The sequence below is a fragment of the Bradyrhizobium paxllaeri genome (assembly GCF_001693515.2).
GTDB classification, from domain to species: domain Bacteria; phylum Pseudomonadota; class Alphaproteobacteria; order Rhizobiales; family Xanthobacteraceae; genus Bradyrhizobium; species Bradyrhizobium paxllaeri.
Genome location: NZ_CP042968.1, coordinates 1,831,232 through 1,855,390, shown reverse-complemented (window position 1 = coordinate 1,855,390; position 24,159 = coordinate 1,831,232). Strand labels below are relative to the sequence as shown.

At 64.0% G+C, this 24,159-nt stretch carries 21 protein-coding genes; 6 read left to right on the top strand and 15 right to left on the bottom strand.

Annotation, left to right across the window (positions count from 1 at the left end; all coding sequences use genetic code 11):
* Positions 1-76: 76 nt before the first annotated feature.
* Positions 77-712 carry a TetR/AcrR family transcriptional regulator gene (locus LMTR21_RS08800; protein ID WP_065753789.1) on the top strand — a complete coding sequence of 212 codons (636 nt, stop codon included), beginning with the start codon at positions 77-79 and terminating at the stop codon, positions 710-712.
* A 39-nt stretch (positions 713-751) separates the two neighbouring features.
* Here LMTR21_RS08800 and LMTR21_RS08795 read toward each other — a convergent pair whose 3' ends face one another.
* The 4 genes from LMTR21_RS08795 to LMTR21_RS08780 all read right to left on the bottom strand — a co-directional run bounded on the left by LMTR21_RS08795 (position 752) and on the right by LMTR21_RS08780 (position 6,282).
* Positions 752-1,672, bottom strand: a complete 921-nt coding sequence (locus LMTR21_RS08795) for an MBL fold metallo-hydrolase (protein WP_065753811.1) — start codon at positions 1,670-1,672, stop codon at positions 752-754.
* A gap of 155 nt (positions 1,673-1,827) precedes the next feature.
* Positions 1,828-3,042, bottom strand: coding sequence for an acyl-CoA dehydrogenase (locus LMTR21_RS08790; RefSeq protein ID WP_057856930.1), 1,215 nt, complete (start codon positions 3,040-3,042; stop codon positions 1,828-1,830).
* Between the two features lie 168 nt (positions 3,043-3,210).
* Positions 3,211-4,287, bottom strand: a complete 1,077-nt coding sequence (ribB, locus tag LMTR21_RS08785) for a 3,4-dihydroxy-2-butanone-4-phosphate synthase (protein WP_057836422.1) — start codon at positions 4,285-4,287, stop codon at positions 3,211-3,213.
* A 270-nt stretch (positions 4,288-4,557) separates the two neighbouring features.
* Positions 4,558-6,282: a cation:proton antiporter gene (locus tag LMTR21_RS08780; RefSeq protein ID WP_065753790.1), complete on the bottom strand. Its 1,725-nt coding sequence runs from the start codon at positions 6,280-6,282 to the stop codon at positions 4,558-4,560.
* Between the two features lie 58 nt (positions 6,283-6,340).
* On the opposite strand from LMTR21_RS08780, the gene LMTR21_RS08775 reads away from it, so the two are divergent.
* Together LMTR21_RS08775 and LMTR21_RS08770 are read left to right on the top strand one after the other, a co-directional pair.
* The gene (locus tag LMTR21_RS08775; protein WP_084030672.1) at positions 6,341-6,880 is read left to right on the top strand and encodes a DUF3124 domain-containing protein; all 540 of its coding nucleotides are present in this window, start codon (positions 6,341-6,343) and stop codon (positions 6,878-6,880) included.
* A gap of 58 nt (positions 6,881-6,938) precedes the next feature.
* A complete protein-coding gene (locus tag LMTR21_RS08770) occupies positions 6,939-8,183 on the top strand; it encodes an aminotransferase-like domain-containing protein (protein ID WP_065753791.1) in 1,245 nt (414 codons plus the stop codon).
* Between the two features lie 26 nt (positions 8,184-8,209).
* Here the strand turns inward: LMTR21_RS08770 and LMTR21_RS08765 are convergent, their stop codons facing one another.
* Both LMTR21_RS08765 and LMTR21_RS08760 read right to left on the bottom strand, forming a co-directional pair.
* Entirely contained in the window at positions 8,210-8,488 is a 279-nt protein-coding gene (locus LMTR21_RS08765) for a helix-turn-helix domain-containing protein (protein WP_084030673.1), read from the bottom strand.
* Positions 8,489-8,599: 111 nt separating this feature from the next.
* On the bottom strand, positions 8,600-9,586 hold the full coding sequence (locus LMTR21_RS08760; protein ID WP_065753792.1) for a Bug family tripartite tricarboxylate transporter substrate binding protein: 987 nt from the start codon (positions 9,584-9,586) through the stop codon (positions 8,600-8,602).
* 36 nt (positions 9,587-9,622) lie between these two features.
* Between LMTR21_RS08760 and LMTR21_RS08755 the strand changes: the two genes are divergently transcribed.
* The gene (locus LMTR21_RS08755; protein WP_141688362.1) at positions 9,623-11,314 is read left to right on the top strand and encodes an FAD-dependent oxidoreductase; all 1,692 of its coding nucleotides are present in this window, start codon (positions 9,623-9,625) and stop codon (positions 11,312-11,314) included.
* A 13-nt stretch (positions 11,315-11,327) separates the two neighbouring features.
* On the opposite strand, the gene LMTR21_RS08750 is transcribed toward LMTR21_RS08755, so the two are convergent.
* The gene (locus LMTR21_RS08750; protein ID WP_065753793.1) at positions 11,328-12,608 is read right to left on the bottom strand and encodes an amidohydrolase family protein; all 1,281 of its coding nucleotides are present in this window, start codon (positions 12,606-12,608) and stop codon (positions 11,328-11,330) included.
* A 296-nt stretch (positions 12,609-12,904) separates the two neighbouring features.
* Between LMTR21_RS08750 and LMTR21_RS08745 the strand changes: the two genes are divergently transcribed.
* The gene (locus LMTR21_RS08745) at positions 12,905-13,132 is read left to right on the top strand and encodes a hypothetical protein (protein WP_065753794.1); all 228 of its coding nucleotides are present in this window, start codon (positions 12,905-12,907) and stop codon (positions 13,130-13,132) included.
* 68 nt (positions 13,133-13,200) lie between these two features.
* On the opposite strand, the gene LMTR21_RS08740 is transcribed toward LMTR21_RS08745, so the two are convergent.
* Together LMTR21_RS08740 and LMTR21_RS08735 are read right to left on the bottom strand one after the other, a co-directional pair.
* Positions 13,201-14,373: a thiolase family protein gene (locus tag LMTR21_RS08740; protein WP_065753795.1), complete on the bottom strand. Its 1,173-nt coding sequence runs from the start codon at positions 14,371-14,373 to the stop codon at positions 13,201-13,203.
* A gap of 100 nt (positions 14,374-14,473) precedes the next feature.
* Complete coding sequence (locus LMTR21_RS08735; protein WP_065753796.1) at positions 14,474-15,292, bottom strand: aldo/keto reductase; 819 nt, start codon at positions 15,290-15,292, stop codon at positions 14,474-14,476.
* A gap of 132 nt (positions 15,293-15,424) precedes the next feature.
* On the opposite strand from LMTR21_RS08735, the gene LMTR21_RS41445 reads away from it, so the two are divergent.
* Positions 15,425-15,553 (top strand): hypothetical protein, encoded by a 129-nt coding sequence (locus LMTR21_RS41445; RefSeq protein ID WP_283813546.1) that lies wholly within the window; start codon positions 15,425-15,427, stop codon positions 15,551-15,553.
* A 52-nt stretch (positions 15,554-15,605) separates the two neighbouring features.
* Here LMTR21_RS41445 and LMTR21_RS08730 read toward each other — a convergent pair whose 3' ends face one another.
* From LMTR21_RS08730 to LMTR21_RS08705, 6 genes are all read right to left on the bottom strand, one after another.
* Positions 15,606-16,589: a tripartite tricarboxylate transporter substrate-binding protein gene (locus LMTR21_RS08730; protein WP_065753797.1), complete on the bottom strand. Its 984-nt coding sequence runs from the start codon at positions 16,587-16,589 to the stop codon at positions 15,606-15,608.
* 30 nt (positions 16,590-16,619) lie between these two features.
* Positions 16,620-17,636: a Gfo/Idh/MocA family protein gene (locus tag LMTR21_RS08725; RefSeq protein ID WP_065753798.1), complete on the bottom strand. Its 1,017-nt coding sequence runs from the start codon at positions 17,634-17,636 to the stop codon at positions 16,620-16,622.
* Between the two features lie 39 nt (positions 17,637-17,675).
* The gene (locus LMTR21_RS08720; protein WP_065753799.1) at positions 17,676-18,116 is read right to left on the bottom strand and encodes a GlcG/HbpS family heme-binding protein; all 441 of its coding nucleotides are present in this window, start codon (positions 18,114-18,116) and stop codon (positions 17,676-17,678) included.
* A 191-nt stretch (positions 18,117-18,307) separates the two neighbouring features.
* Positions 18,308-19,888, bottom strand: a complete 1,581-nt coding sequence (locus LMTR21_RS08715; protein WP_065753800.1) for an alkaline phosphatase D family protein — start codon at positions 19,886-19,888, stop codon at positions 18,308-18,310.
* 231 nt (positions 19,889-20,119) lie between these two features.
* On the bottom strand, positions 20,120-20,518 hold the full coding sequence (locus LMTR21_RS08710) for a hypothetical protein (protein WP_065753801.1): 399 nt from the start codon (positions 20,516-20,518) through the stop codon (positions 20,120-20,122).
* Positions 20,519-20,663: 145 nt separating this feature from the next.
* Positions 20,664-24,137, bottom strand: a complete 3,474-nt coding sequence (locus LMTR21_RS08705) for an indolepyruvate ferredoxin oxidoreductase family protein (protein WP_065753802.1) — start codon at positions 24,135-24,137, stop codon at positions 20,664-20,666.
* Positions 24,138-24,159: the final 22 nt, after the last annotated feature.

Below are 24,159 nucleotides of genomic sequence, written 5' to 3'. Positions count from 1 at the left end.
TTGAGCAGTCAGCATTGACCGCTTGACCTGTCAATATAAAATTCGCTAGCAATTTAGAATATTTAGAAGGCGAGAGATGAAGGAAGCACGCTCAGCAATCGCATTGCAGGCCGGCCGGGAGGCTATCCTCGCGGCGGCGCGGATCGAATTCGCCAAGAGCGGATTTCACGGGACGAAAATGCGTGATATCGCCCAGCGCGCCGGGGTCTCCCAAGGCCTGTTACATCACCATTTCCAGGGCAAGGAAGGCCTTTGGAGCGCCGTCGGCGAGCAGGCTTCCGCCGAATTCCTGACCTATGTGTCGAACGTGGTCGGACAGGAAACGCTCGACGCGGACTCAGTACCATCAGCCATACGCACCTACTTGAGGTACTGGCGCGAGCATCCCGACGCGTTCCGCATCAACCTGTGGCGGCTGCTTGATGGCCCGACAGACGAGCGGAAATCGCGTTCGCTCAGTTTGAACGAGCGCGCCGTTCCGCTCATCAAGCGCGCGCAACACTCAGGATTGCTGCGCGCCGATATGCCGGCCGGATTGGTGCTCTGCGTTGCCGGAAGCCTGGTCCAATTCTGGCTGCACAGCCGCATCGAAATGCAGGATGCGATCGAGATCGGCGGCGAGAAAATGCCCGACGACGAGACATTCATCCGTCACATCATGCAACTGATTCAATCTTCGCCCGCGTCCGAACCCAGCGGAAAAGACGGATGAACGGCGTGAAAAGCTCAGGGGGCGGAACGATCCCCTAAATCAGCCCGCCATCCGATACGTCCCGCCGATCACGGGATCGCCATCCGTCGCGACGATGCCGCGGGCGACGAGATCTTCCAGGTGGGCCAGTACTGAATAACCGGCGGCATTGGTCAGCCGCGGGTCGATGCCGATATAGATCGCGCGCACCATGGTCGGGATATCGGCCTCGCCCTTGGCAAGGCGGTGCAGGATCGAGGCTTCGCGGGCCTGGCGGTGGCGGGTCAGGAAACGGACGTAGCGCGGCCCTTCCGGAATCTCCGGCCCGTGGCCCGAGAAATACAGATCCTCCTCGCGGGCTTCCAGCCGCGCCAGCGAGGCCATGTAGTCGATCATCGATCCATCCGGCGGCGCCACGATCGAGGTCGACCAGCCCATCACGTGGTCGCCGACGAAATTGATCTTTCGCTCGGGCCAGGCGAACGCCAGATGATTGGCGGTGTGGCCGGGGGTCGCGACCGCCTCCAGCGCCCAGCCCTGCCCCTCGATCACATCGCCGTCCTTGACCGTGATATCGGGCCTGAAATCGCGGTCGGCACCGGATTCCGGATTGTGCTTCTCGCTCTCGAAGCGCGGTCGCGAGGCGCGGTGCGGCCCCTCGGCATAGACGGGCGCACCGGTGGCGGCCTTGATCCGCGCGGTGTTCGGCGAGTGGTCGCGGTGGGTGTGGGTGACGAGAATATGCGTCACCGTCTCGCCGCGTACGGCGTCGAGCAGCGCTTTCGCATGCGCTTCATCGTCGGGACCGGGATCGATGATCGCGACATTGCCTTTGCCCACGATGTAGCTGACCGTACCGGTGAAGGTGAACGGGCTCGGATTGTTGCAGAGGACCCGCCGCACGCCGGGGCGGGCTTCATCGACGACGCCAGGCTTCAGCGGAAAGTCGCGGTTGAACGGGATGTCGTCGTTGTCGGCCATGGGATGTTTGTCCGTGATTTCCGGATTCTCTTTGACCTTTGTCATGCCCGGGCTTGTCCCGGGCATCCACGTCGTCCTTGTGAGCCCAAGACGTGGATGGCCGGGACGAGCCCGGCCATGACGGCGCTTGGGTTATGCTGCGCGGAACGATCCCCTTACGAAAACGCCTGAATGCCCGTGATCGCCCGACCCAGGATCAGGGCGTGGACGTCGTGGGTGCCTTCGTAGGTGTTCACGGTTTCCAAATTCGCGGTGTGGCGCATCACGTGGTATTCGATCTGGATGCCGTTGCCGCCGTGCATGTCGCGGGACACGCGGGCGATGTCGAGCGCCTTGCCGCAATTGTTGCGCTTGACGATCGAGATCATCTCCGGCGCCATCTTGCCCTCGTCCATCAGGCGGCCGACGCGCAACGAGGCCTGCAGGCCGAGCGCGATTTCGGTTTCCATGTCGGCGAGCTTCTTCTGCACCAGTTGCGTGGCCGCCAGCGGCCGGTTGAACTGCTTGCGGTCGAGCGTGTATTGCCGCGCGCGATGCATGCAGTCTTCGGCGGCGCCCATTGCCCCCCAGGAGATACCGTAGCGGGCGCGGTTGAGGCAGCCGAACGGTCCCTTCAGGCCCGAGACGTTGGGCAGCAGCGCGCTCTCCGGCACCACCACGCCGTCCATCACGATTTCGCCGGTGATCGAGGCGCGCAGCGAAAGCTTGCCGCCGACCTTCGGCGCCGACAAGCCCTTCATGCCCTTCTCGAGAATGAAGCCGCGGATCTGGTTGTCATGCGCGGCCGACTTGGCCCAGACCACGAAGACGTCGGCGATCGGCGCGTTCGAGATCCACATCTTGCTGCCGGTCAGGCGGTAGCCATCGGATACCTTTTCAGCGCGGGTCTTCATGCCGCCGGGATCGGAGCCGGCATCGGGCTCCGTCAGGCCGAAACAGCCGACCCACTCGCCGGTGGCAAGCTTGGGCAGGTATTTCTTGCGCTGGTTCTCGTCGCCATAGGCGTAGATCGGGTACATCACCAGCGACGACTGCACCGAGTTCATCGAGCGATAGCCGGAATCGACCCGCTCGATCTCGCGCGCCACCAGGCCATAGGCGACGTAGCTGGCGTTGGCGCAGCCATATTCCTCCGGCAGTGTCACGCCGATCAGGCCGAGTTCGCCCATCTCGTTGAAGATCTCGCGGTCGGTCTTTTCTTCCAGATAGGCGTTGATCACGCGCGGCAGGAGCTTGTCCTGCGCATAGGCGCGCGCAGTGTCGCGGATCATGCGCTCATCTTCGGTGAGCTGGTCGTCGAGCAGGAACGGATCGTCCCACTGAAAGGAAGCCGCCGCCGGCTTGTCCTTGGCTTGAGGGCGCACGCTCATGAAAATCCCTTTCGCATCACTGTCCTGTTGGAAATTTGCCGCCAAATTAATGCGCTATCGGCAGAAGCGCAAATTTTTCCGGTGTCATTCCGGGGCATGCGAAGCATGAACCCGGAATCTCGAGATTCCGGGTCTGGTGCTGTCGCACCATCCCGGAACGACTGTGAGCTATCCCTCCAACTTCTCGTTGGAGACAATCTCGATGCCGAAACCGGATAGTCCCTTGTAGTCGTGCACCGACGACGTCAGGTTGACGATCGAGGTGATGCCGAGATCGCGCAGGATCTGGGCGCCGACGCCGACTTCACGCCATTGCCGGTTGCGATCGGCCTCGGCCGATTTCTGCTCGCCCACCGGCTCGACGGGAACCCCGGCCGCGCCGTCGCGCAGATACACCAGCACACCGCGGCCGGCCTTCTCGAAATGGTTCAGCACGATCTGCATCCGCGCCTGGCCGGTGAAGAGATCCTTGACGATGTTGGGCTTGTGCAGCCGCGTCAGCACGTTCTTGCCGTCGCCGATGCCGTTATAGACGAAGGCGGCATGGGCGATCTCGTCGAATGGCGAGCGATAGGCATAACCCTGCAACGGTCCGATCGGGCTGTCGGTGGTGAAGGTCGCTACCCGCTCGATCAGCTTCTCGCGCGCCTGGCGGTAGGCGATCATGTCAGCGATCGTGACGTGCTTGAGCTTGTGCTTGGCGGCGAAACGCGCCACCTGCTCGCCCTTCATCACGGTGCCGTCGTCGTTCATCAACTCAGAGATGACGCCGACCGGCGGCAAGCCGGAGAGCTTGCAGAGATCGACCGCCGCCTCGGTATGGCCGGAGCGCAAGAGCACGCCGCCGTCGCGGGCGATCAGCGGGAAGATGTGCCCGGGCCGGGCAAAGTCGCTGGCGCCGGCATTGGGATTGGCGAGCGCGCGGCAGCAGGAGGCGCGCTCTTCCGCCGAAATGCCGGTGCCTCCATCGGGCTTGTAGTCGATCGAAACGGTAAAGGCCGTGGTGTGGTTGGACTCGTTATGCGCCACCATCGGATCGAGCCGCAGCCGGCGGGCGTCGTCGGTGGTGATCGGCGCACAAACGATGCCGGAGGTATGGCGGATAATGAATGCCATTTTCTCCGCGGTACAGAGCGAGGCCGCGACGATCAGATCGCCCTCGCCCTCACGGTCGTCATCGTCGGTGACGACGACGAGTTCACCCTTGGCAAAGGCTTGCAGAACTTCCTGGATACTGTCGGCCATTTTCTAAAAATCTCGCCAAATCTCGCTTCTTTCAGCCAGTGCATTAGCCGGACTCCATGCGCAGCGCCAGTGTCATTACGCAGGGCGGAACGCCGGAGAGGCATGGCGGAAAGGCCATGCTGCGGTCGGGCCGGAACGGAGAGGTATTGGCGATTTCGCCCGATCGCAGGGGACGGTTTCGCCTGGCGAAAACACTCGCGGGATTATAGCTCTTCTCGCGACGCCGGCGAATGGTAATGCCGGTTCGCGACACCACGCCAACCGTCCCGGCTACGGCAGCACCTCACGGCGCTCGCTGAGCAGCACGTCGGTCTCGGCGCGCTTGTCGTCCAGCAGCCCGGCCTGGGCCGCCTCGATGACCTTGTAGAGTTCGTCGGCGTCGCTGAGCCGGGTCACCGTCACGTAATCGGCGCCGGCCTCATAGAGGTCGTTGACATTGGCCAGGATCTCCGCAGTCGCGACGATCTTGGCGCTCGGATTGAGCGAGCGGACGTGCCGGACCAGCTTTTCGTTGTCGGCGCCCTTCAAGAGCGAGTCCGGGATGCTAAGGATGATCAGCTCGGCCTTGCCGACGCCGGCATGCACCAGCGTATCGACGTTGCTGATGTCGCCATAGACCACGTGCATGCCGCGGTCGGTCAGGGTCCGGAACACCAGCGGATTGAAATCGATCACGGTGATCTGCTCCAGTACCGCCGGCGTTCGGCGTTCGATCTCGGCGATCAATGCGCTGGCGGCGCGGAAGAAGCCGAGGATGACGATGCGGCGCGCCTCGCCATGCCCGCCGTGCCCGGCCTCTCCCTCATGCTTGTGGTCGAGATCGCGCAGGCCGATCCGCTTCAGGGGACCGATCAGGCCGCGCGTGACCTGGTCGCTGCGGCTCATGACGAAGGTGCTCAGCACCGCCAGCACCACGAAGGCGAACGACGCCGCGCTCGACGTCTCCTTGGTGATATGGCCGGCGAGCACGCCGGTCTGGATCACGACCAGCGAGAACTCCGAGATCTGCGCCAAATTGATCGCCGGCAACAGGCTGGCGCGCAGGCCCTGATTCATCAAATAGAGCGGCACGAACGTCGTGACCATGCGGCTGACGACGGTGAAGGCCGCGATCGCGAGCGCCAGCCCGATCACCGACGCATTGGGGATCGGGATCGTCATGCCGAGCGAGACGAAGAACAGTGTGATGAAGAAGTCGCGCAGCGTCGTCACCTTGGCGGTGACGTCGAGCGCATAGGGGAATGTCGATAGCGAAACGCCCGCCACCAGCGAGCCCATCTCGCGCGACAAATGCAGCCGCTCCGCGATCTCGCCGATCAGAAAGCACCAGGCCAGCGCGCCGAGCAGGATCAGTTCCGGCCTGCGCGCGATCTGGTGGAACAGCCATGGCAGCACATAGCGGCTGAGCACCAGCGCGGTCGCCACCAGCGCGCCGACCCGGGCGACCGACAGCAGGATGACGCTGATCTGCAGATTATCGAGACTTGGCTGCACCGCCAGGAACAGGATCGCAAAGATGTCCTGCAACACCAGCACGCCGAGCGTGATCCGGCCCGGCAGCGTGTCGAGCTCGCGCTTCTCGTACAGCACCTTGACGATGATGACCGTGCTCGACAGCGCGCAGGCGACGCAGAGATAGAGCGCATCGAAATGGCCGCTGCCCATCGACAGGCCGATCCCGATAAAGAACAGGATGCCGAGCAGGCAGCCGCCGATCAGTTGCCCGCCCGCGGCGAACAGGATCACCTTGCCGGCGCGCACGATCTTCTTCAGGTCGATCTCCAGCCCGATCATGAACAGCATGAAGATCAGGCCGAGTTCGGAGATGACGTTGATCGATTCTTCGGACTTGACCCATTTCGTGCCGAATGGACCAATGAAGAACCCGGCGATAAGGTAGGCCAGGATCAGCGGCTGCCGCGAGAAATGCGCCAACAGGCCGAGCACCCAGGCGAACAGGATGCATAAGGTGATATCGCGAATAAGTTCGTGCATGGTTCCGGATTTCCCCTTCTTGCAACCTAGAGGTCCCGGCGCAAGGGTCAAACAAGCAATGTGTCACAGCCCTGGATTGGGGGCTTTTCTCGCGATTCTGGCCGCGCTGTCGATCCTTTCCGCTTCCCGCGCCGGCGCGCAACCTGCGGGCAGCATCGAGCAGAATTTCGCCGCCTCCCTCACCGCGCTGCCGGCGGAAAATCTCACGGTCTCCGGCGCCTTCTACGTGCCGGTCTATTCCAGCGTCTCGATGAACCCCGGCAAGCTGCGGGCGGATTTCTCGGTCACGCCCAGCGTCCACAACGCCTCCGAGACCCGCCCCCAGGTCCTGAAGCGGATCGCCTATTTCGACACATCAGGCAAGATGGTGGAGAGCTACCTCAAGTCGCCCGTTGCGCTAAAACCGTTCGCAACCATCGAAGTCTTCATCGCCGCGAGCGACGTGCGCGGCGGAACGGGCGCCAATTTCGTGGTCGACTGGGCGGCCACGGGAGAGATCGCCGAGCCCACGGTGGAAGCCTTGATGTTCGGCGGCGTCGGCGCCGGGCATTATGCCTTCATCAGCCAGGACCGGCCGATCAGGGTCATCAAGAACTAGCCTGCCGGAAGGCCGCTTGCGTCCTTCTCAACGAACAACAAAACGGGAGTAAATATCCATGTCTGCCGCATCCCCCTTCGATTTCGCAGCCCTGCTGCCCGCCGGACTGCCGGCGCCAGCAGCGCGGTGGACGGGCCTCGCCAAATACTCCTTCGTCGGCGGCAACAACGATCCGGACCAGGTGCCGGTCGACGGCCTGATCGACGCGGTCAACGCCGTGCTCCGGCGCGAGGGCAAGACGCTTGCGACCTATGGCCTCGCCAGCGGCCCGCAGGGCTATCGCCCCTTGCGCGAATTCCTCACCGCAAAACTCAAGCGCGACGCCGGCATCGCCTGCGGCGCCGATGACATCATGATCGTCTCGGGCTCCCTGCAGGCGCTCGACCTCGTCAACCAGACGCTTCTCGCGCGCGGCGATACCGTGCTGGTCGAGCAGGAGACCTATCAGGGCGCGCTGACCCGGCTGACGCGGCTCGGCGTCAACGCGGTCGGCATTCCCCTTGACGATCAGGGCATGCGGATGGACGCACTGGCCGCAAGCCTTGCCGACCACAAGCGCCGCGGCATCACGCCGAAATATATCTACACCATCCCGACCGTGCAGAACCCGACCGGCAGCATCCTGCCGCAGACGCGCCGCACGGAGATGCTGAAACTGTCGCGGGAGTACGGCGTGCCGATCTTCGAGGACGATTGCTATGCCGACCTGATCTGGAAGGGCGAGCGACCGCCCGCGATCTACGCCATGAGCCAGCACGGCGGCGTCATTCATATCGGTTCGTTCTCGAAATCGATCGCGCCGGCGCTCCGCGTCGGCTTCATCGTGGCGCCCTGGGAGATGATGTCGCGGATGCTGGCGCTGAAGACCGACGCAGGTTCCGGCGCGCTTGAGCAGATGGTGCTGGCGGAATATTGCGCGCCGCATTTTGCAAATCATGTCCCGAAACTGACGCGCGGCCTGCGCGCCAAGCTCGATACGCTGATGGAGGCGCTCAACGAGCAGTTCGGCACCGCGGCCGAATTCGAAGCGCCCGAGGGCGGCATCTTCCTGTGGGTGAAGCTGCCCGACAATGTCGATACGCTAAAACTCTATCAGGCCGCGCTCGCCGCCGGCGTTTCCATCAATCCCGGGCCGGAATGGTCGACGGACAAGGCCTACGCCGGCAGCCGACTGCGGCTGTGCTTTGCCAGCCCTTCGCACGAACAGATCCGCGAGGGCGTCGCCGTGCTCGCGGAGGTGTGCCGCAAGGAGTTCGGCGTGCCGGAGCGGATTGCCAATGTGGAGAAGCGAGCAAGGAGTTGAGCGGGCTCAACGCCTTGCGCGAAACGCTATTCGCCGCGAAACACCAGCGCGATCCGCAACAGGCGAACGATCGAGACGTTGCCCTTGCCGGCTTCGATCTGGGCGACGTAACGCTCGGACATGCCGGCGCGGCGCGCGAGTTCCCGGCGCGACAGGCCGTGCTGCGCACGCATCTCGCGCACCTTGTCTCCGAGCTGCGCCAGAAACTCGCGCTCGAAAGGCAGGCGGCCGTCTTCGTCATAGGGTATCGCCCGGACGCGATGACCCGGGTGTGCTTCGGTCTGGCATAGGTTTTCGCTGCGCATCACGCTCGGTCCTTTTGCCCGGCATCGTCGCCAGGCAAAACGACCGCCGCATTGACTGGGATCAAATGGGATCGGCTAATTGATCTCGATCAATCGGCCTCGGACCGTCGCCTATTCAGCCTTGATGCCGGCCTCGGCGATCAGCTTGCCCCATTTCGCGCTTTCGCTCTGGATGAACTTGGCAAAAGCATCCGGCGAAGTCGGCACCGGCTCGGCGCCGAGCGTGCGGATCTTCTCGATCGCGGCGGGATCGCTCAATGCCTTCACGAAGGCGGTGTTCAGCGTGGTGATGATATCAGGCGGGGTGCCGGCGGGCGCGACGATGCCGAACCAGCCGACGGATTCGAATCCGCTGAGGCCCTGCTCCGCCAGCGTCGGAACGTTGGGCAGGAACACCACGCGCTTGGCGGCGGAGACGCCGAGTGCCTTCAACTTGCCGTCGCCGATCAATTGTTTCGAGGCCGGGATATCCAGCACGGCCAGCGGGACGTGGCCGGCCAGAACGTCCGTCGTCGCCGGCGCGGTGCCGCGATAGGCGATCAACTGAATTCCGACGCCGGCCTTCTGGTTGAACAAGGCCGAGGTCAGGTGCATCGCGGTGCCGTTGCCGCCATGGCCGATCGACAGGCCCGCCGTTTTCGCTTTGGCCCTGGCAATGGCGTCTGCGACGGATGCAATGCCCGATTGTTGCGAGGAAACCAGCACGAACGGGATTTCCGCCAGCATCGTCACCGGCGCCAAATCCTTGACCGGATCGAACGACATCGCCGCGCGATTGAGATGGGGATTGACGGTCAGCACGCCCGCCGCGGCGATGCCGAGCGTGTAGCCGTCGGGCGCGGCCTGCGCCACCGCCCCGATTCCGATATTGCCGCCCGCGCCTGCCCTGTTCTCGATCACGATCGGCTGGCGCAGCGTGTCCGCAAGCAACGGCTGCAGGGCGCGGATCACGATATCGGCACTGCCGCCGGGCGGAAACGTCACGATGATCTTGATGGGTTGATCGGGATATGCGTTTGCTGCTTCAATCGCCGACAGCGACAGCGACAAAACAACAACAAGAGCGCGGACCATGCCTTGGCGGATCGACGGAAACATTCAAGGGCCTCCCGATGATCTCTTTGGCGCGCAGTAATGCATGATCGTCCCAGCGCAGCAAGCGAGAAGGCAGCATTCGACATGGTGAAGACCAGCATTCTCGTGGTCGGCGGCGGTCCTGTCGGACTCACCCTGGCCATGGACCTCGCATCGCGCGGAATTTCCGTCACCGTGGTTGAAACACGCGCTGCCGGCGAGCCGCCGAGCGTGAAGTGCAACCATGTCTCGTCGCGCTCGATGGAGATTTTCCGCAGGCTGGGTGTGGCGCAGAAGCTGCGCGACACCGGTTTGCCGGCCGACTACCCCAACGATTGCTCCTACCGCACCACGGCAACCGGCATCGAGCTGTCGCGCATCCTGATCCCCTGCCGCCGCGATCGCTACACCGCCACCAGCGGGCCGGACACCGGCTGGCCGACGGCCGAGCCGCCGCATCGTATCAATCAGATCTACATGGAACCGGTGCTGTTCGCTCACGCGGCTTCGATCGAGGGGCTTCAAATTCTGAACCGCACCGCGTTCGCCGATTTTCGCGAAGATAATGACGGCATCGTTGCCACCGTCCGCAACCTCGACACCGGAACCGCCTCGCCGATTCACGCCGATTTCATCGTCGGCTGCGACGGCGCGCGCTCGCTGGTTCGCAAGGCCATCGACGCCAACCTGCAGGGGACACCGATCATTCAGCGCGTGCAATCGACCTATATCCACGCGCCCGCTTTGCTCGGCTTGATGGACAAGCCGGCCTGGATGACGCTGTCGCTCAATCCACGGCGCTGCGGCACGGTGGTGGCCATCGACGGTCGCGAGAACTGGCTGATCCACAACCACCTCAACCGCGAGGACGAGACCTTCGATTCCGTCGATCGCGACGCCTCGATCCGCGCCATCCTCGGCGTCGGCCCCGATTTCGAATACGAGATCCTGAGCAAGGAGGACTGGGTCGGCCGCCGCCTCGTCGCCGACCGCTTTCGCAGGGGACGCGCCTTCATATGCGGCGACGCCGCGCATTTGTGGATGCCCTATGCCGGTTACGGCATGAATGCCGGGATCGCGGACGCGACCAACCTCGCATGGCTGCTCGCCGCCCATCTGCAAGGCTGGGCCGACATCAAGATTCTCGATGCCTATGAGGCCGAGCGCCTTCCCATCACCGAACAGGTGTCGCGCTTTGCGATGGAGATGGCCGGCAAGGTGTTGAGCCAGCGCCGCACCGTTCCCGAAGCGATCGAGCAGCCGGGGACGGAGGGTGACGCCGTCCGCAAGCAGGTTGGCCAAGCAGCGTACGATCTGAACGTGCAGCAATATTGCTGCGCCGGCCTCAACTTCGGTTATTTCTACGATCATTCCCCGATCATCGCCTATGACGGCGCCGAGCAGCCGGGCTTTACGATGGCGGATTTCACGCCGTCCTCGACGCCGGGATGCAGGCTGCCATTCGCGAAGCTAGACGACGGACGGCCGGTCTATGATGCGTTGGGTCCGGGCTACACGCTTCTGCGATACGATCGGGATGTCGCGGTGGCGCCATTGGCTGAGGCGATGCGCGCCAACGGCGTGCCGTTTGCGATCGTCGATGTACCCGCCGGAGACGCGCAACAGACCGGCGGCCGCAAGCTCATCCTTGCGCGCACCGACCAGCACGTCGCCTGGCGGGGCGACGTCATCCCCGATGATCCCGCCGCGCTCGTCAGCAAGCTGCTCGGCCGCGCCGGCGTGTCCGCCTGAGCGGCGCGATCTCTTACCGCACCGCGAACGGCGCCTGATACGGCCGGCCGAACGGCACGCCGTTGATCACGGTCTGCACCGGCTTCAACAACAGCTTGCCCTCGCGCTTGTTGTTGCGGGTGTCGACGAACGAGGTCTGCCCCTCCACCAGATCCATGATCGCGACGTCGCCGGGCGCGCCGATCTGCAGCGTGCCGATCTTCGGCGCACGGTTGATGATCTTGGCCGGCGTCACCGTTGCCGCCGCCACCACCTGCTCCAATGTCAGGCCGAGCGGGATGAATTTGCTCATGACGTTAGGTAAATACGGCATGCCCGGCGAATTGCCGGAGAAGACGTGGATATCGGAAGAGATCGTATCGGGCGTGCAGCCGCCGGGAAGCGCGACTTCCGCCACGGTGAAATCAAAGCTGCCGCCGCCATGGCCGACATCGAACATCACGCCGCGCTGCTTGGCGGCGAGCGCCGCCGGCAGCAATTTTCCATCCTGCACGATGTTGGTGAAGACGCCGCCAATATTCGGCGCGCCGGAATAGGCATGCGTCAGCACGTCGCCGGGCCGCAGCAGGTCGAGAATCTCCGACATCAGCTCCCTGGTCTCGACGCCACCGATATGCACCATCATCTTGGCCGGCCAGCCGCACATCTCGCAGGCCTTGATGCTGCGCTTCAGCGGCTCCAGCCCGTGCTTGGCGATCACGTTCTCCGACATCCTCACCTTCACGCCGAGCAGGAAATCCGGATTTTCCGCCAGCGCCATCGCGCAGGCTTCCACCTGCGCATAGTCGATATTGTAGAGCTCGGCGACCGGGAATCCCGACAGGCCGTTATTCGCGATATGGACGAAGGCGTAAATCCGCGCCCGCGACTGCGCCACGATGTATCGCCGCAGCGCCGCGAGATTGTTGACGCCGGCATCGCCCGCCGACACCACCGTGGTGGTCGCCTGTGCCTGCACCAGCTCGTCGGCGGGAATACCGATCGCCGAGCCGTAGGGATAGACGTGGGAATGCAGATCGATCAGCCCGGGCGTCACCAACTTCCCTGACGCGTCGATGGTCTTGGCGGCGCGGGCGGCCGGAATCTCGTTCTCGACCGCCTCGATCACACCCCAGCGGATGCCGATGTCGCGCTTGCCCCTCAACGACTGGCTGGGGTCGAGCACATCGCCGCCCTTGATCACGAGGTCGTACTTGTCGTTCGGACCCATCGCGGCGTTGGCGCGGCCGGACATGGCGGCAATGGCAGCCGTTCCCGTCAGGCCCAGAAAATCACGGCGTGAAAACCCGGTCATCGCAGCGCTCCCCCTGATAATTATTTTATCGGACGATGATGCGCCCGGCTGCGGCCTTCCGCAAGCAGGGCGCGCATCGCCCACGCGGCAGCGGCAATGAGGCCAATGATCCCAGAGTGGGCAAACCGGCGCATCACGCCAGGCGGCATACAGCTCGCTATGCGTCCTCATCCGAAAGTTCAGCGGAAGCGCGCCACGCGCGAGCCTGAACAACCGTTCAGAATTCTCTTCAAGTTCCGCCGGAACGTTCTTCGCGATGTGAGGTTTTACGTCAGCTCAATTGGAGGAGAATTGGAATGAAAAGGCTTGCATATATCGTCGCTGCACTCGGCGCGCTCGTCATCGCGGCGCCGTCGATCGCAAGCGCCGAGACGGTCATCATCAAGAAGCGCGGTTATCATCACCACCACCACCACCCCCACCACGGCGCGCGGGCTGAATTCAGGCGCGACCGCGGGTGGCACCGTGGATGGCGGCATGGTCATCGCGACAGGACCGTGGTCATCAAGAAGTATCGCTACTGAGACCGACCTGAAATGGAAAATGGCTCCTCGCGGAGCCATTTTCTTTGTTGCACGCTGGAAGCTTCAGCTCAGCTATAGATCTCGAACAGGCCTGCGCCGCCCTGGCCGCCGCCGATGCACATCGTGACGACGCCCCACTTGGCCTTGCGCCGGCGGCCTTCCTGCAGGATGTGGCCGGTGAGACGCGCGCCGGTCATGCCGAAGGGATGACCGATCGCGATCGAGCCGCCATTGACGTTATACTTCTCGGGATCGATGCCGAGCTTGTCGCGCGAATAGAGGCACTGGCTGGCGAAGGCTTCGTTGAGCTCCCAGAGATCGATGTCGTCGATCTTCAGGCCATGGCGCTTCAACAGCTTCGGCACGGCGTAGATCGGGCCGATGCCCATCTCATCAGGCTCGCAGCCCGCGGAGGCCCAGGCGACGAAACGGCCCAGCGGGTTGAGGCCGCGCTTTTCCGCATCCTTGGCTTCCATCAGCACCACGGCGGCGGCACCGTCGGAAAGCTGGCTGGCGTTGCCGGCGGTGACGTATTTGCCGGGGCCCTTCACCGGCTCGAGCTTGGCAAGGCCTTCAAGGGTCGTTTCCGGCCGGTTGCACTCGTCGCGGTCGACGACGTAGTCGACGATCGATTCCGCCTTCGTCGCCTTGTCGACCACCTTCATCTTGGTCTTCATCGGGACGATTTCGTCCTTGAACTTGTTGGCCTGTTGCGCAGCCGCCATGCGACGCTGCGATTCCAGCGAATACTCGTCCTGATATTCGCGGCTGAGCTTGTAGCGCTCGGCGACGATATCGGCGGTGTCGATCATCGCCATGAAGATGTCGGGCGCGACCTTGAGCAGCTCGGGATCGATCGATTCCTTGGGCGAGCCACCGCCGGGGATCGAGATGCTCTCGACGCCGCCGGCCACGATGCAGTCGGCACCATCAGAGCGGATCGAATTGGCGGCCATTGCGATGGTCTGCAGGCCCGACGAGCAGAAGCGGTTGACCGAGACGCCGGCGGTCGACTTCGGCAGGCCGGCGAGCAATGCGGCCTGGCGGCCGATATTCGGCGCGCCATGCGCGCAATTGCCGAGATAGCAGTCCTCGACATATTCCTTGTCGACGCCGGCGCGATCCACGGCGTGCTTGATGGCATGGGCCGCCAGCGACATCGGCGGGGTGATGTTGAACCCGCCGCGGCCGGACTTTGCCAGCCCCGTACGAGCGTAGGAAACGATGACAGCTTCACGCATTAGAAAGACCTCCCTTTGATGCGATCCAGTATGGACTGGGGCCGCGCCCGTGTGTAGCGAAAACCCGAATTCCGGCCAGCGGAAAAGGCAAGAACCGGCATCAATCCCAGGCCGGCGCATAGCCCGGATTTACACACCGTTTGTCTTTCGGCAAGCCCGCGATCGCTTTCCGGTCCGCGTCGTCGAGCCTCAGCTTCAGCGCGTCGAGATTGGCTCGTTGGCTTTCCGCGCGCGACGCCTTCGGGATCGCGGCAACGCCATCCTGATCGAGCAGCCATTTCAGTGCAACCTGCGCGGCGCTGGCGTTGTGCTTGCGCCCGATCGCGGCGAGCGCTGCGTCGGAAGCCGCAAGGCCCTTGGCCAGCGGTGAATAGGCGATCAGCGGTATCGATTTCGCAGTGAGAAATTGGCGAAGCCGCGTCTGATCCAGCATCACATGGTATTCGACCTGATTGCAGGCGATCGGCGCCCCGATCTCCTCGATCACCGTCTTGACGAGCGCAATGTTGAAATTGGCCACGCCGATGGCGCGGGTGCGGCCGTCCTCCTTCAGCCGCATCAGCGTTTCGAAGATCTCGGGCAGGTTCATATTGGGCGCCGGCCAGTGCACCAGATAGAGGTCGACATGGTCGAGCCGGAGTTTTTTCAACGAAGTATCGAACGCCCGGCGGAGCGCATCCGGCGCCAGGTTTTCGTTCCAGACTTTTGTGGTGACATGCAGGTTCCTGCGGGGAACGCGCGAGGCCGCAATCGCGGCACCCACGGCCTCCTCATTATCGTACATCTCGGCGGTGTCGATATGCCGGTAGCCCAACGCCAGCCCGCCCTCCACGGCCGCGCGGCAGGCATCGCCCTGCATGCGGAAGGTGCCGAGACCAAGCTTCGGCAGGCTGATACCCTGGGTTTGCAGATGTTCCATGATGGCTCTCCCGGAAAGGAAAAAGCGCCGCGTGCGTAACGAAAGCCGCCTCAACGGTATTTCATTGAGTGGAATAGGCCGCTATTGAATAGTTTGCGCGCAGGGCGCTGGGCAAATCAAGACAGGGGTGCGATGGTAAGGGCGTTGCGACAATGGCTGGATTCCCATGAACTGCCCGCGATCATCGCCGCTGTACTTGGCGTGGTAGTGACGCTCTCCGTGCTGCTGGTGGTGGGCGGCTATCTCGCGGTGACGCCCTGAGCCCACTTCATGTGGCGCACTAACCTACAATCGCAGGTTCGCGTGCGACGCCTCACTTCCCCGATCCGGCCGCAGCAAGAATGGGTGACCAGCGTGCGATCTCGGACCGGACAAACCGGTCGAAGGTAGCCGGGTTGCGTTCGTCCTTGGCCGGGATCGAGCCACCGAGCTGGGCAATCCGTTCGCGCACGGCCGCCTCATCAAGCGCTTTGTCGAGCGCTTCGGAAAGCCGGGCGATGATTTCAGGCGAAACGCCTTTCGGCGCAAACAGTCCGGCCCAGACGCTCATCTGATAGCCGATGCCCGCTTCGCCGGCGGTCGGAACATTCGGCAGGTTTTCGAGTCGTTTCGCGGCCGAGACGGCGAAGGCCCTGACCGAGCCGGCCAGAACCGACTCGGCGACGCTGACCGATTGCTCGCACATGAAATCGACGTGCCCGCCGACCAGATCATTCAAGGCCGGGCCTGAGCCGCGATAGGCAACGAGCGCCGGCTTCGCGCCGATTTCCGCGGTGAACAGCAGACACGCCATATGCGAGGACGCGCCGATGCCGCCATGCGCCTGCTTCACCGTGTCGCCCCGCTGCCGAAGGGTTGCGACGAACTCCTTCAGGTCGTTGGCCGGAAAATCCTTCCGCGCGATAACGATCGCCGGGGAATGGGCGGTGAACCCGATCGGCACGAAATCGGTAACCGGATCGTATTTGAGGTTCGGCGTCAGCACGGGAGCGGCGACATGCGAGCCCATCGCCGCGGCAAGCAGGGTATAGCCGTCGGGGGCGGCAGAGGCGACGCGCGCGCTGCCGACGGTGCCGCCGGCGCCGCTGACATTCTCGATGACGATGGATTGCCCGAGGATCTTCGACATCTGATTGGTGACGATGCGCGCCACCACGTCGCTGGCGCCTCCGGGCGGGAACGGCACGACCACCGTGATCGCTCTGGAGGGATAGTCCTGCGCACCTGCCTGCCCGGCGATGCCGACGAACAGCATCGCAACCGCGAAAACTTTCCAGACGCTCGTACCAGGTTTCATAACGCGCGCTCCTGTCCTGCTGCTGCGCCGTCACATTTTTCCGTCACCGTTCAGTATTTCCGCGACCTCGACCGAACGCCCCTCGCGCGCCGAAACGATGCCGGCGCGTACCACCGCGAGCGATCGCGTCGCCTCCTCGCCCCCGACTTCATGTTGGCCCTGCCCGCGCGCCGCCGCGGCGAACTCCTCGAGTTCCTCGACGAGGGTGTCGTTACTTTCGCAGGGCACCGCGACCGGCTGGCTTTCGCCGCGCTTGAGCAGCCGCAGCCCATGGTGCAGATCATAGAACGCCGTCATCTCCTTGCCGTAGACGTTCATCAGGTAATATTCCGACGCCGAGGCGTAGCTTGCGTTCAGCGTCGAGAGCGCGCCGTTCTCATGCTGCAGGATCAGGCTGGCGACATCAGGATTGTCGCCGGGCAGCACCAGTTGCGCCGACTGCGCACGCACCGCATGGACCGGCCCGATCAGGTAGGCGAGCACATCGATGTAGTGGATCCCGATCTGCAGCATCACGCCGCCCGGCATACCCGCGGCCTGGTAGCGCCAGGAGGTGAGATCGATCTTGCCGAGTCGGTCGCGGCTGATATTCGCCTCGGCGTTGACGAGCTTGCCGAACCGGCCAGCGTCGATCTCTCGCCTGACGTGGCGGAAATGGCTCTCGCGCCGCCGCTGATAGCCGAGCGCCAGCACCACGCCGGCCTTGCGGCAGGCATCGGTGATGGCGCGGCCGTCCACGATGCTGTTGGCAATCGGTTTGTCCAGAAAGACGTGCTTGCCGGCGGCAGCGGCCGCACAGGTCGTCGCCAGATGCACGTCGTTCGGCGTGGTATTGATGATCGCCTCGATCTCGGGATCGGCCAGCAGCGCCTCGTAACTCTCGGCCGGCCGGCAGCGATACTTTGCCGCGAAGCTTTTGCGCTTTTCTTCGGACCTAGTGTAGCAGCCGCGGATCTCGAGCTTGCCCGAGCGCTGAATCGCATCCGCCAAAACGTCGGACCACCATCCCATCCCGACACAGGCCACGCGGAGCGGATCGGCACCCATCACTTTGCCCTCCCGGGACCGGCTTCGGTCCCTGCGATATCATTCCCATTTCGCGCCGATCGACTCGACGGCTAGCTTGGCGATCCGCAAATCGGTCTCCCAGTCGCCGCCGCTCACGCCGACGCCGCCGACACATTCGCGGTCGACCAGCACCGGCACGCCGCCTTCCATCGCCGTCCACCGTTCCGGTCCGGCCGCGAGTGCAAGTCCGATCGCGTGGGCCACGTCGAGGTCCTGGCCGGCCGCGCCCTTGGCCGTGGTCGGACGCCGATTTGACGCGGCACACACTGCCTTGGTGGTCGAGGAGTGCACGGTGTGGAAGCGGCCGCCGTCCATTCGTTCGATCAGGATCACGTGCCCGCCGGCATCGACGATGGCACAGGAGATCGCGATCTTGGCCTGACCGGCCAGTTCCAGCGCCGTCGCCATGATCATCTTCGCGCCCTGATGCGTCAGGCGCTTGCTCTCGGCGACAAACATGGCAGCGCTCCGGTCGGGAGGGACAGGCGAATTGTGCGCCACCGCAACGCCTCCTTCAAGAAACGACACGCAATTTCGAGTTGTTTTTTTAGCCAACGTGTCGGTAGGGCGACAGAGCCTGGCCGAACTATGCGGCACGAACATGGAAGTTTGCCGGGATTTCCGTGCCGCGGGTCGCCCGATCGAAGGCGTCAGATATGCTGCGCCATGATCTGGCCCGGCCGCGCATCAGGACGGGGCTCGATGTCGACCGACCAGAGGTCGCGGTTGTCGACATCCTTTAGCGTCACGGTCATCACTTCGGTCTTGCCGTCGATATCGACGCGGCCGAAGAACTGCATCCCGAAGCATGGCGCGAGATTCTCGCCGCTGCAGCCCTTTTGGAACACCGCTTTCGGCCCGAACGTATTGTCGAGCGGAGCCGGCGCCCAGGTGCCGGCATGCAGCGGGCCGGAGACGAACTCCCAGAACGGTTCGAAATCCTGATAAGTGGCGCGGTTCGGATCGTAATGATGCGCCGCGGTGTAATGCATGTCGGCGGTCAGCCACACCGTGTTGCGGATGCCGGCGCGCTTCATGAACGACAGGAGATCAGCGATCTCGTGCTCGCGCCGCTCCGGCGGCCCGTCGCCGAGTGCAATCGCGTCCTCGCTGATCAGGCCGATCGGCATGTCGGCGGCAATCACTTTCCAGGTCGCGTCGGATGACACCAGCTCGCGCTTCAGCCAGGCCAGTTGCGCCGGGCCGAGGATACAGGTGTCGCTACAGTCGTCGCGCTTGTTGAAGGTGGAATCGCGGTAGCTGCGCATGTCGATCATGAATACGTCGAGCAGCGGGCCGTAGCCGATCTTGCGATAGATGCGGCCGTCCTCCTGCGCAGGTCGCGCGCGCATCGGCATGAATTCATGGAAGGCACGGCGCGCCCGCGCCACCAGAAGCGAGGAGCCGTCCTCGGCGTACCCGGTCTCGTCGGCGGTGCCGACCGGCGCCCAGTCGTTGGTGACCTCGTGATCGTCCCATTGCGCGAACAGGGGCACGGCGGCATGGAAGGCGCGAAAGTTCCGGTCGAGCCAGTTGTATTTGTAGTTGCCGCGAAACTGTTCGAGGGTTTGAGCGACGACGGACTTTTCCTCGGTGATAATATTTCGCCACACCCCGCCATCGGGCAGTTTCAATTCCCGCTCCACCGGACAGTCCGCATAGATGTGGTCGCCGGAATGGATGAAGAAGTCCGGACGGTTGTCGAGCATAGTCCGGTAAGTCCGCATCCCGCCACGGCTTTCGTCGATGCCCCAGCCCTGCCCCGTCGTGTCGCCCGACCAGGCGAACGATACGTTGCTCCGTGCGGCGGGCGCGGTGCGGAAATGCCCGAGCTGCGCCTCGCCGGCCAGTCCCGACGTGTCGATGCTTTCAAACCGAACGCGATAGAAGATGTCCTGCCCCGAGGGCAGGTCGTCGAGCAGAACCTTCGAGGTGAAATCACTCGCCGGCAAGGCATCGGCCGAAGCCGCGCCGATGATGGTCCTGAAGTTCTCGGCCGTTGAACACTCGACATGCATCCGTGCGGCGCGGTCGGCGCGGGCCCAGATCACGCCGGAGTCAGCCGAGACGTCGCCCGATTGAATGCCGCTCGTGATGAGCGGCCGATCCGCCGCGCGGCTGAGATAGGGTCTGGCGAGGCTGCCGAGACCGGCGACGGCGCCTGTTGCGGCGGAGCGAACCAATAATTGACGCCGGTTCAGGCTTTGCCCGGCGCGTATCGCAATCGGCATCGAAGCACCCTCGTCGAATCACGACGAAGGTGTGCCCGTTGAATTTGATACGCGGCTGAAGCTTTTACGACAGGTGGATGACGTGGAATCGTAGGTTTGTAGGGTGGGCAAAGCGCAGCGTGCCCACCATCTGTCCGCGAACGTGTTCGTGAATGGTGGGCACGCGGAGCCTGTCATCGGGCGCGCATTCGCGCGACCCGGTGGCTTTGCCCACCCTACGGCAGTTACGAATTAATTCTGCCAGCCGCAGATGGCGCCGGATCTGCACGGCCAGGTCTGAATCCGCGTGTCGCGGGCCTGCGCGTCGAGCGGATTGCTATGACGGCGCGCCAGCTGGGCGCGGGCCGCACCGCGCGGCTTCTCCACGCGCTCCTGCGCAACATGGGCCTTGCGCTCCGGAGTTTTACGGGCAACCACGCGCTCCGTCCTCACCGGCCTGCGGTCGGTCCTGGCTTCGATTCTAACCGGCGCGAATTGCGTCTCCGGGCCGAGCCGCTTCGGCGAAAGCAAAGCCGTCGAAGGATCGAGGCTGAACAGTTCGCCGGCGCGATACTCGTCCGCCAGCGCGGCGCTGCCCGATATCAGGAGCGCCGTGCAAAGTGCTGCGGCAATAGCATTCTTCAGGACCATCGCGGGCCTCGTGAAACCGACTCAACAAACTGGGGAATAACCATCATGTAGGAAGTGGTGCGGATAATTCCAGCCGGTTCCGCCCTCAGGGTTACCGGTGAGTGATGTCAGCGGTGGAAAAGTTCACACGCAAAGCGAGCAGCCGCTATTCGGCTGCCTGCGCCACCGGTTGGCCGATCGCGGCCTCCAGCCGCGCGCACTCCGCGCGGTATTTCGCGACATTAGCTTCCTTTATATGGCCGTAGCCGCGAACAAGTTCCGCAGATTTTGCCAGCGTCACCAGACGTGGCCAATCCTGCGGCTTCGCACTGCCGAGATGGCGGAAGATCATGGCGGAATATTCGCCCGGCAATGCGCGTTCCATCCGCCGCTCGGCCGTGTAGCCGAACGGATCGAACGCGGTGCCGCGCAGGAACTTGAACCGGGTCAGGATATCGAACGCGCGGAAGATCCAGCCGCCGAACTCGCGCTTGCGCAGACGGCCCGTGACCTTGTCACGCGACGCGAGCAGCGGCGGCGCGAGGCTGACCTTGACGCCCTCCTCGCCGTCGAACTGTTCCTTCAACGCTTTTGCGAACTCGCCGTCGGAATAAAGCCGGGCGACTTCGTATTCGTCCTTGTAGGCCATCAGCTTGAACAGGCCCTTTGCGAAGGCTTCCGTCAGCTCATGCGATCCGGGCGAGCCCTTGGCTTCCGCGGCATGGACGCGCTCGACCTCGGCGAGGTAGCGTTTCGAATAGGCCTCGTCCTGGTAGTCCGTCAGGAATTTGGCGCGGAAGGCGATGCTCTCCTCAAGCGTCCGCTTCACCGGCGCCGCGCCCGAACTCTTGAAGCGCGCCGCGCTGACGACGCGCTGGAGATCATGGGCGGCGAGCCGGCCCCACGAGAACGCCAGCTTGTTCATCTCGATCGCCGCGCCGTTCAGGTCAATCGCCTTCATGATCGCCTCCAGCGACAGCGGGATCGCGCCGCGCTGGAACGCAAAGCCGAGCATGAAGGCGTTGGTGGCGATGCTGTCGCCCATCAGCGCGGTCGCCAGTCCCGTCGCATCGAGAATGTCGAGATCGGAGGCGCTGACCGCCTCGTTGAGCGACTCCCGCATCGTCCCCGCCTCGAAATCGATGTCGGGGTTGATGACGAAGCTCGCCGTCGGCAAGAGATCGGCATTGACGATCGCCCGCGTGACGCCGCGCTCGGCCCGGCTCAGCGAAGGAACGCTAGTGGCGACGACGATGTCGCAGCCGAGAATGAGATTGGCGTTACCGGGGGCGATGCGGACGGTCGAGAGGTCGTCCGCCGTGGGCGCAATGCGGACGTGACTCATGACCGCGCCGTTCTTCTGCGACAGACCCGTGAAGTCGAGCGTCGAACACGCCATGCCCTCGACATGGGCGGCCATGCCGAGCAGCGCGCCGATGGTAATGACGCCGGTGCCGCCAATACCGGTAACCAGGATGTTGTAGGGACCGGCGAGCGCCAGCGGGGCGGGCGTCGGCAGATCGGCAAACAGCGCCGACGGATCGGCCGCGGTGCGGTCCGCCTTGCGCAGCTTGCCGCCATGCACGGTGACGAAGCTCGGGCAAAAGCCCTCGATGCAGGAAAAATCCTTGTTGCAGTTCGACTGGTCGATCCGCCGCTTGCGGCCGAATTCGGTTTCCAGCGGCTGCACCGAGACGCAGTTGGAGACGGACGAGCAGTCGCCGCAGCCCTCGCAGACGCGCTCATTGATGAAGATACGCTTCGGCGGGTCCGGATAAAGCCCACGCTTGCGGCGGCGGCGCTTTTCCGCAGCGCAGGTCTGGTCATAGATCAGGACGGTGAGACCCTTGACCTCGCGCAGCTCCCTTTGCACCGCGTCGAGTTCGCGGCGGTGATGAACAGTCGCGCCTGACGGGAAGTAATTGCTGGGATATTTCTCGGGATCGTCGGAGACGATGACGAGCCGCTTGGCGCCCTCAGCCGACACCTGATGCGCAATCTGCGAAACCGTCAGCCCGCCTTCGGCCGGCTGGCCGCCGGTCATCGCCACCGCGTCATTATAAAGAATCTTGTAGGTGATGTTGACGCCGGAGGCGGCCGCCGCGCGGATCGCCAGCAGGCCGGAATGGGTGTAGGTGCCGTCGCCCAGGTTCTGGAAGACGTGCGGCTCATCGGTGAACGGCGCCTGCCCGATCCAGGTGACGCCCTCCGCCCCCATATGCGAGATCGTCTGCGTCCGGCGGTTCGGCACCGACAGCGCCATGCCGTGACAGCCGATGCCGGCCATCGCACGGCTGCCCTCGGGAATCTTGGTCGACGTGTTGTGCGGGCAGCCCGAGCAGAAATACGGCGTGCGCTGCAGTTTTGCTGCGCCTGTGCCCTCCCCCGGCCGGTCGAAGGCTTCGAGTTTGGCGAGGCGCTGCTCCAGCGCCGGGCTGCGATGGCCAAGCCGGCGCAACCGCGCGACCACGGCCGCCGCCACCATGGTCGGCGTCAACTCGCCCTCGCTCGGCAGCAGCATGGCGCCGGCTTCGTCGCGCTTGCCGACCACCGAAGGCCGCTTCGACGCGTCGACGTTATAAAGAATGCGAAGAAGCTGGTCCTCGATGAAGCCGCGCTTCTCCTCGACGACAAGCACGTCCTGCAAGCCTTCAGCAAAGGCGCGCGCGCCGGTTTCCTCCAGCGGCCAGGTCAACGCGACCTTGTAGATGCGCAATCCCAGCGCCTGCGCTTCCGCATCGGTAATGCCGAGATCGGCCAGCGCCTGACGCAGATCGAGATAGGCCTTGCCGGTCGCCATGATGCCGAGCCGCGCCGGCTTGGAGTCCAGCACGATCCGGTCGAAGTGGTTGACGCGCGCGAATGCCGCGACCGCCTGCATCTTCGGGCCGTGCAGCCGCCGCTCCTGCTCCATCGGCGCATCCGGCCAGCGGATCGAGAGACCGCCGGGCGGCATCTCGAAATCATCCGGCGTGATGATCCTGATCCGGTCGGGATCGCTGACGATCGAGGCCGAGCTTTCGACCGTCTCCGAGATCGCCTTGAAGCCGACCCAGCAGCCGGAGTAGCGCGACAGCGCAAAGCCCAGAATGCCGAGATCGAGATAATCCTGCAGCGTTGCGGGATTGACCACCGGCATCAGCGCCGCGGCGAACACCTGCTCGCTCTGATGCGCCAGCGTCGAGGACTGGCAGCCATGGTCGTCGCCGGCCAGCGCAATCACGCCGCCATCCTTCGACGTGCCCGCCGAGTTGGCATGCTTGAGCGCATCGACCGAGCGGTCGACGCCGGGCCCCTTGCCATACCAGATACCGAACACGCCATCGACCTTGGCGCCGGGGAACATGCCGACCTGCTGGCTGCCCCACACGGCGGTCGCGGCGAGATCCTCGTTGAGGCCGGGCGCGAACTCGATGTCATGCTGCTTGAGGAAGCTTTTGGCGCGCCACAGCGCGTGATCGTACATGCCGAGCGGCGAGCCACGGTAGCCTGATATGAAACCGGCGGTGTTGAGTCCTGCTGCGCGGTCGCGTTCGCGCTGCAACATCGGTAGCCGGACCAGCGCCTGCGTACCGGAGAGGAAGATTCGCTTCGCATCCAGCCGGTACTTGTCGTCCAGCCCCACTTCCATCAACGCCATTCGTCCGCTCCCCGTCGCGCCG

Coding starts and splice junctions, on each gene's coding strand:
- LMTR21_RS08755 (WP_141688362.1), top strand. CDS start 9,623: ATGCATGATCGTCCCAGCGCAGCAAGCGAGAAGGCAGCATTCGACATG.
- LMTR21_RS08765 (WP_084030673.1), bottom strand. CDS start 8,488: ATGCGCAGCGAAAACCTATGCCAGACCGAAGCACACCCGGGTCATCGC.
- LMTR21_RS08770 (WP_065753791.1), top strand. CDS start 6,939: ATGTCTGCCGCATCCCCCTTCGATTTCGCAGCCCTGCTGCCCGCCGGA.
- LMTR21_RS08790 (WP_057856930.1), bottom strand. CDS start 3,042: ATGAGCGTGCGCCCTCAAGCCAAGGACAAGCCGGCGGCGGCTTCCTTT.
- LMTR21_RS08735 (WP_065753796.1), bottom strand. CDS start 15,292: ATGGAACATCTGCAAACCCAGGGTATCAGCCTGCCGAAGCTTGGTCTC.
- LMTR21_RS08705 (WP_065753802.1), bottom strand. CDS start 24,137: ATGGCGTTGATGGAAGTGGGGCTGGACGACAAGTACCGGCTGGATGCG.
- LMTR21_RS08760 (WP_065753792.1), bottom strand. CDS start 9,586: ATGTTTCCGTCGATCCGCCAAGGCATGGTCCGCGCTCTTGTTGTTGTT.
- LMTR21_RS08800 (WP_065753789.1), top strand. CDS start 77: ATGAAGGAAGCACGCTCAGCAATCGCATTGCAGGCCGGCCGGGAGGCT.
- LMTR21_RS08715 (WP_065753800.1), bottom strand. CDS start 19,888: ATGCCGATTGCGATACGCGCCGGGCAAAGCCTGAACCGGCGTCAATTA.
- LMTR21_RS08750 (WP_065753793.1), bottom strand. CDS start 12,608: ATGACCGGGTTTTCACGCCGTGATTTTCTGGGCCTGACGGGAACGGCT.
- LMTR21_RS41445 (WP_283813546.1), top strand. CDS start 15,425: ATGGTAAGGGCGTTGCGACAATGGCTGGATTCCCATGAACTGCCCGCG.
- LMTR21_RS08780 (WP_065753790.1), bottom strand. CDS start 6,282: ATGCACGAACTTATTCGCGATATCACCTTATGCATCCTGTTCGCCTGG.
- ribB (WP_057836422.1), bottom strand. CDS start 4,287: ATGGCCGACAGTATCCAGGAAGTTCTGCAAGCCTTTGCCAAGGGTGAA.
- LMTR21_RS08775 (WP_084030672.1), top strand. CDS start 6,341: ATGTGTCACAGCCCTGGATTGGGGGCTTTTCTCGCGATTCTGGCCGCG.
- LMTR21_RS08745 (WP_065753794.1), top strand. CDS start 12,905: ATGAAAAGGCTTGCATATATCGTCGCTGCACTCGGCGCGCTCGTCATC.
- LMTR21_RS08710 (WP_065753801.1), bottom strand. CDS start 20,518: ATGGTCCTGAAGAATGCTATTGCCGCAGCACTTTGCACGGCGCTCCTG.
- LMTR21_RS08720 (WP_065753799.1), bottom strand. CDS start 18,116: ATGTTTGTCGCCGAGAGCAAGCGCCTGACGCATCAGGGCGCGAAGATG.
- LMTR21_RS08740 (WP_065753795.1), bottom strand. CDS start 14,373: ATGCGTGAAGCTGTCATCGTTTCCTACGCTCGTACGGGGCTGGCAAAG.
- LMTR21_RS08730 (WP_065753797.1), bottom strand. CDS start 16,589: ATGAAACCTGGTACGAGCGTCTGGAAAGTTTTCGCGGTTGCGATGCTG.
- LMTR21_RS08795 (WP_065753811.1), bottom strand. CDS start 1,672: ATGGCCGACAACGACGACATCCCGTTCAACCGCGACTTTCCGCTGAAG.
- LMTR21_RS08725 (WP_065753798.1), bottom strand. CDS start 17,636: ATGGGTGCCGATCCGCTCCGCGTGGCCTGTGTCGGGATGGGATGGTGG.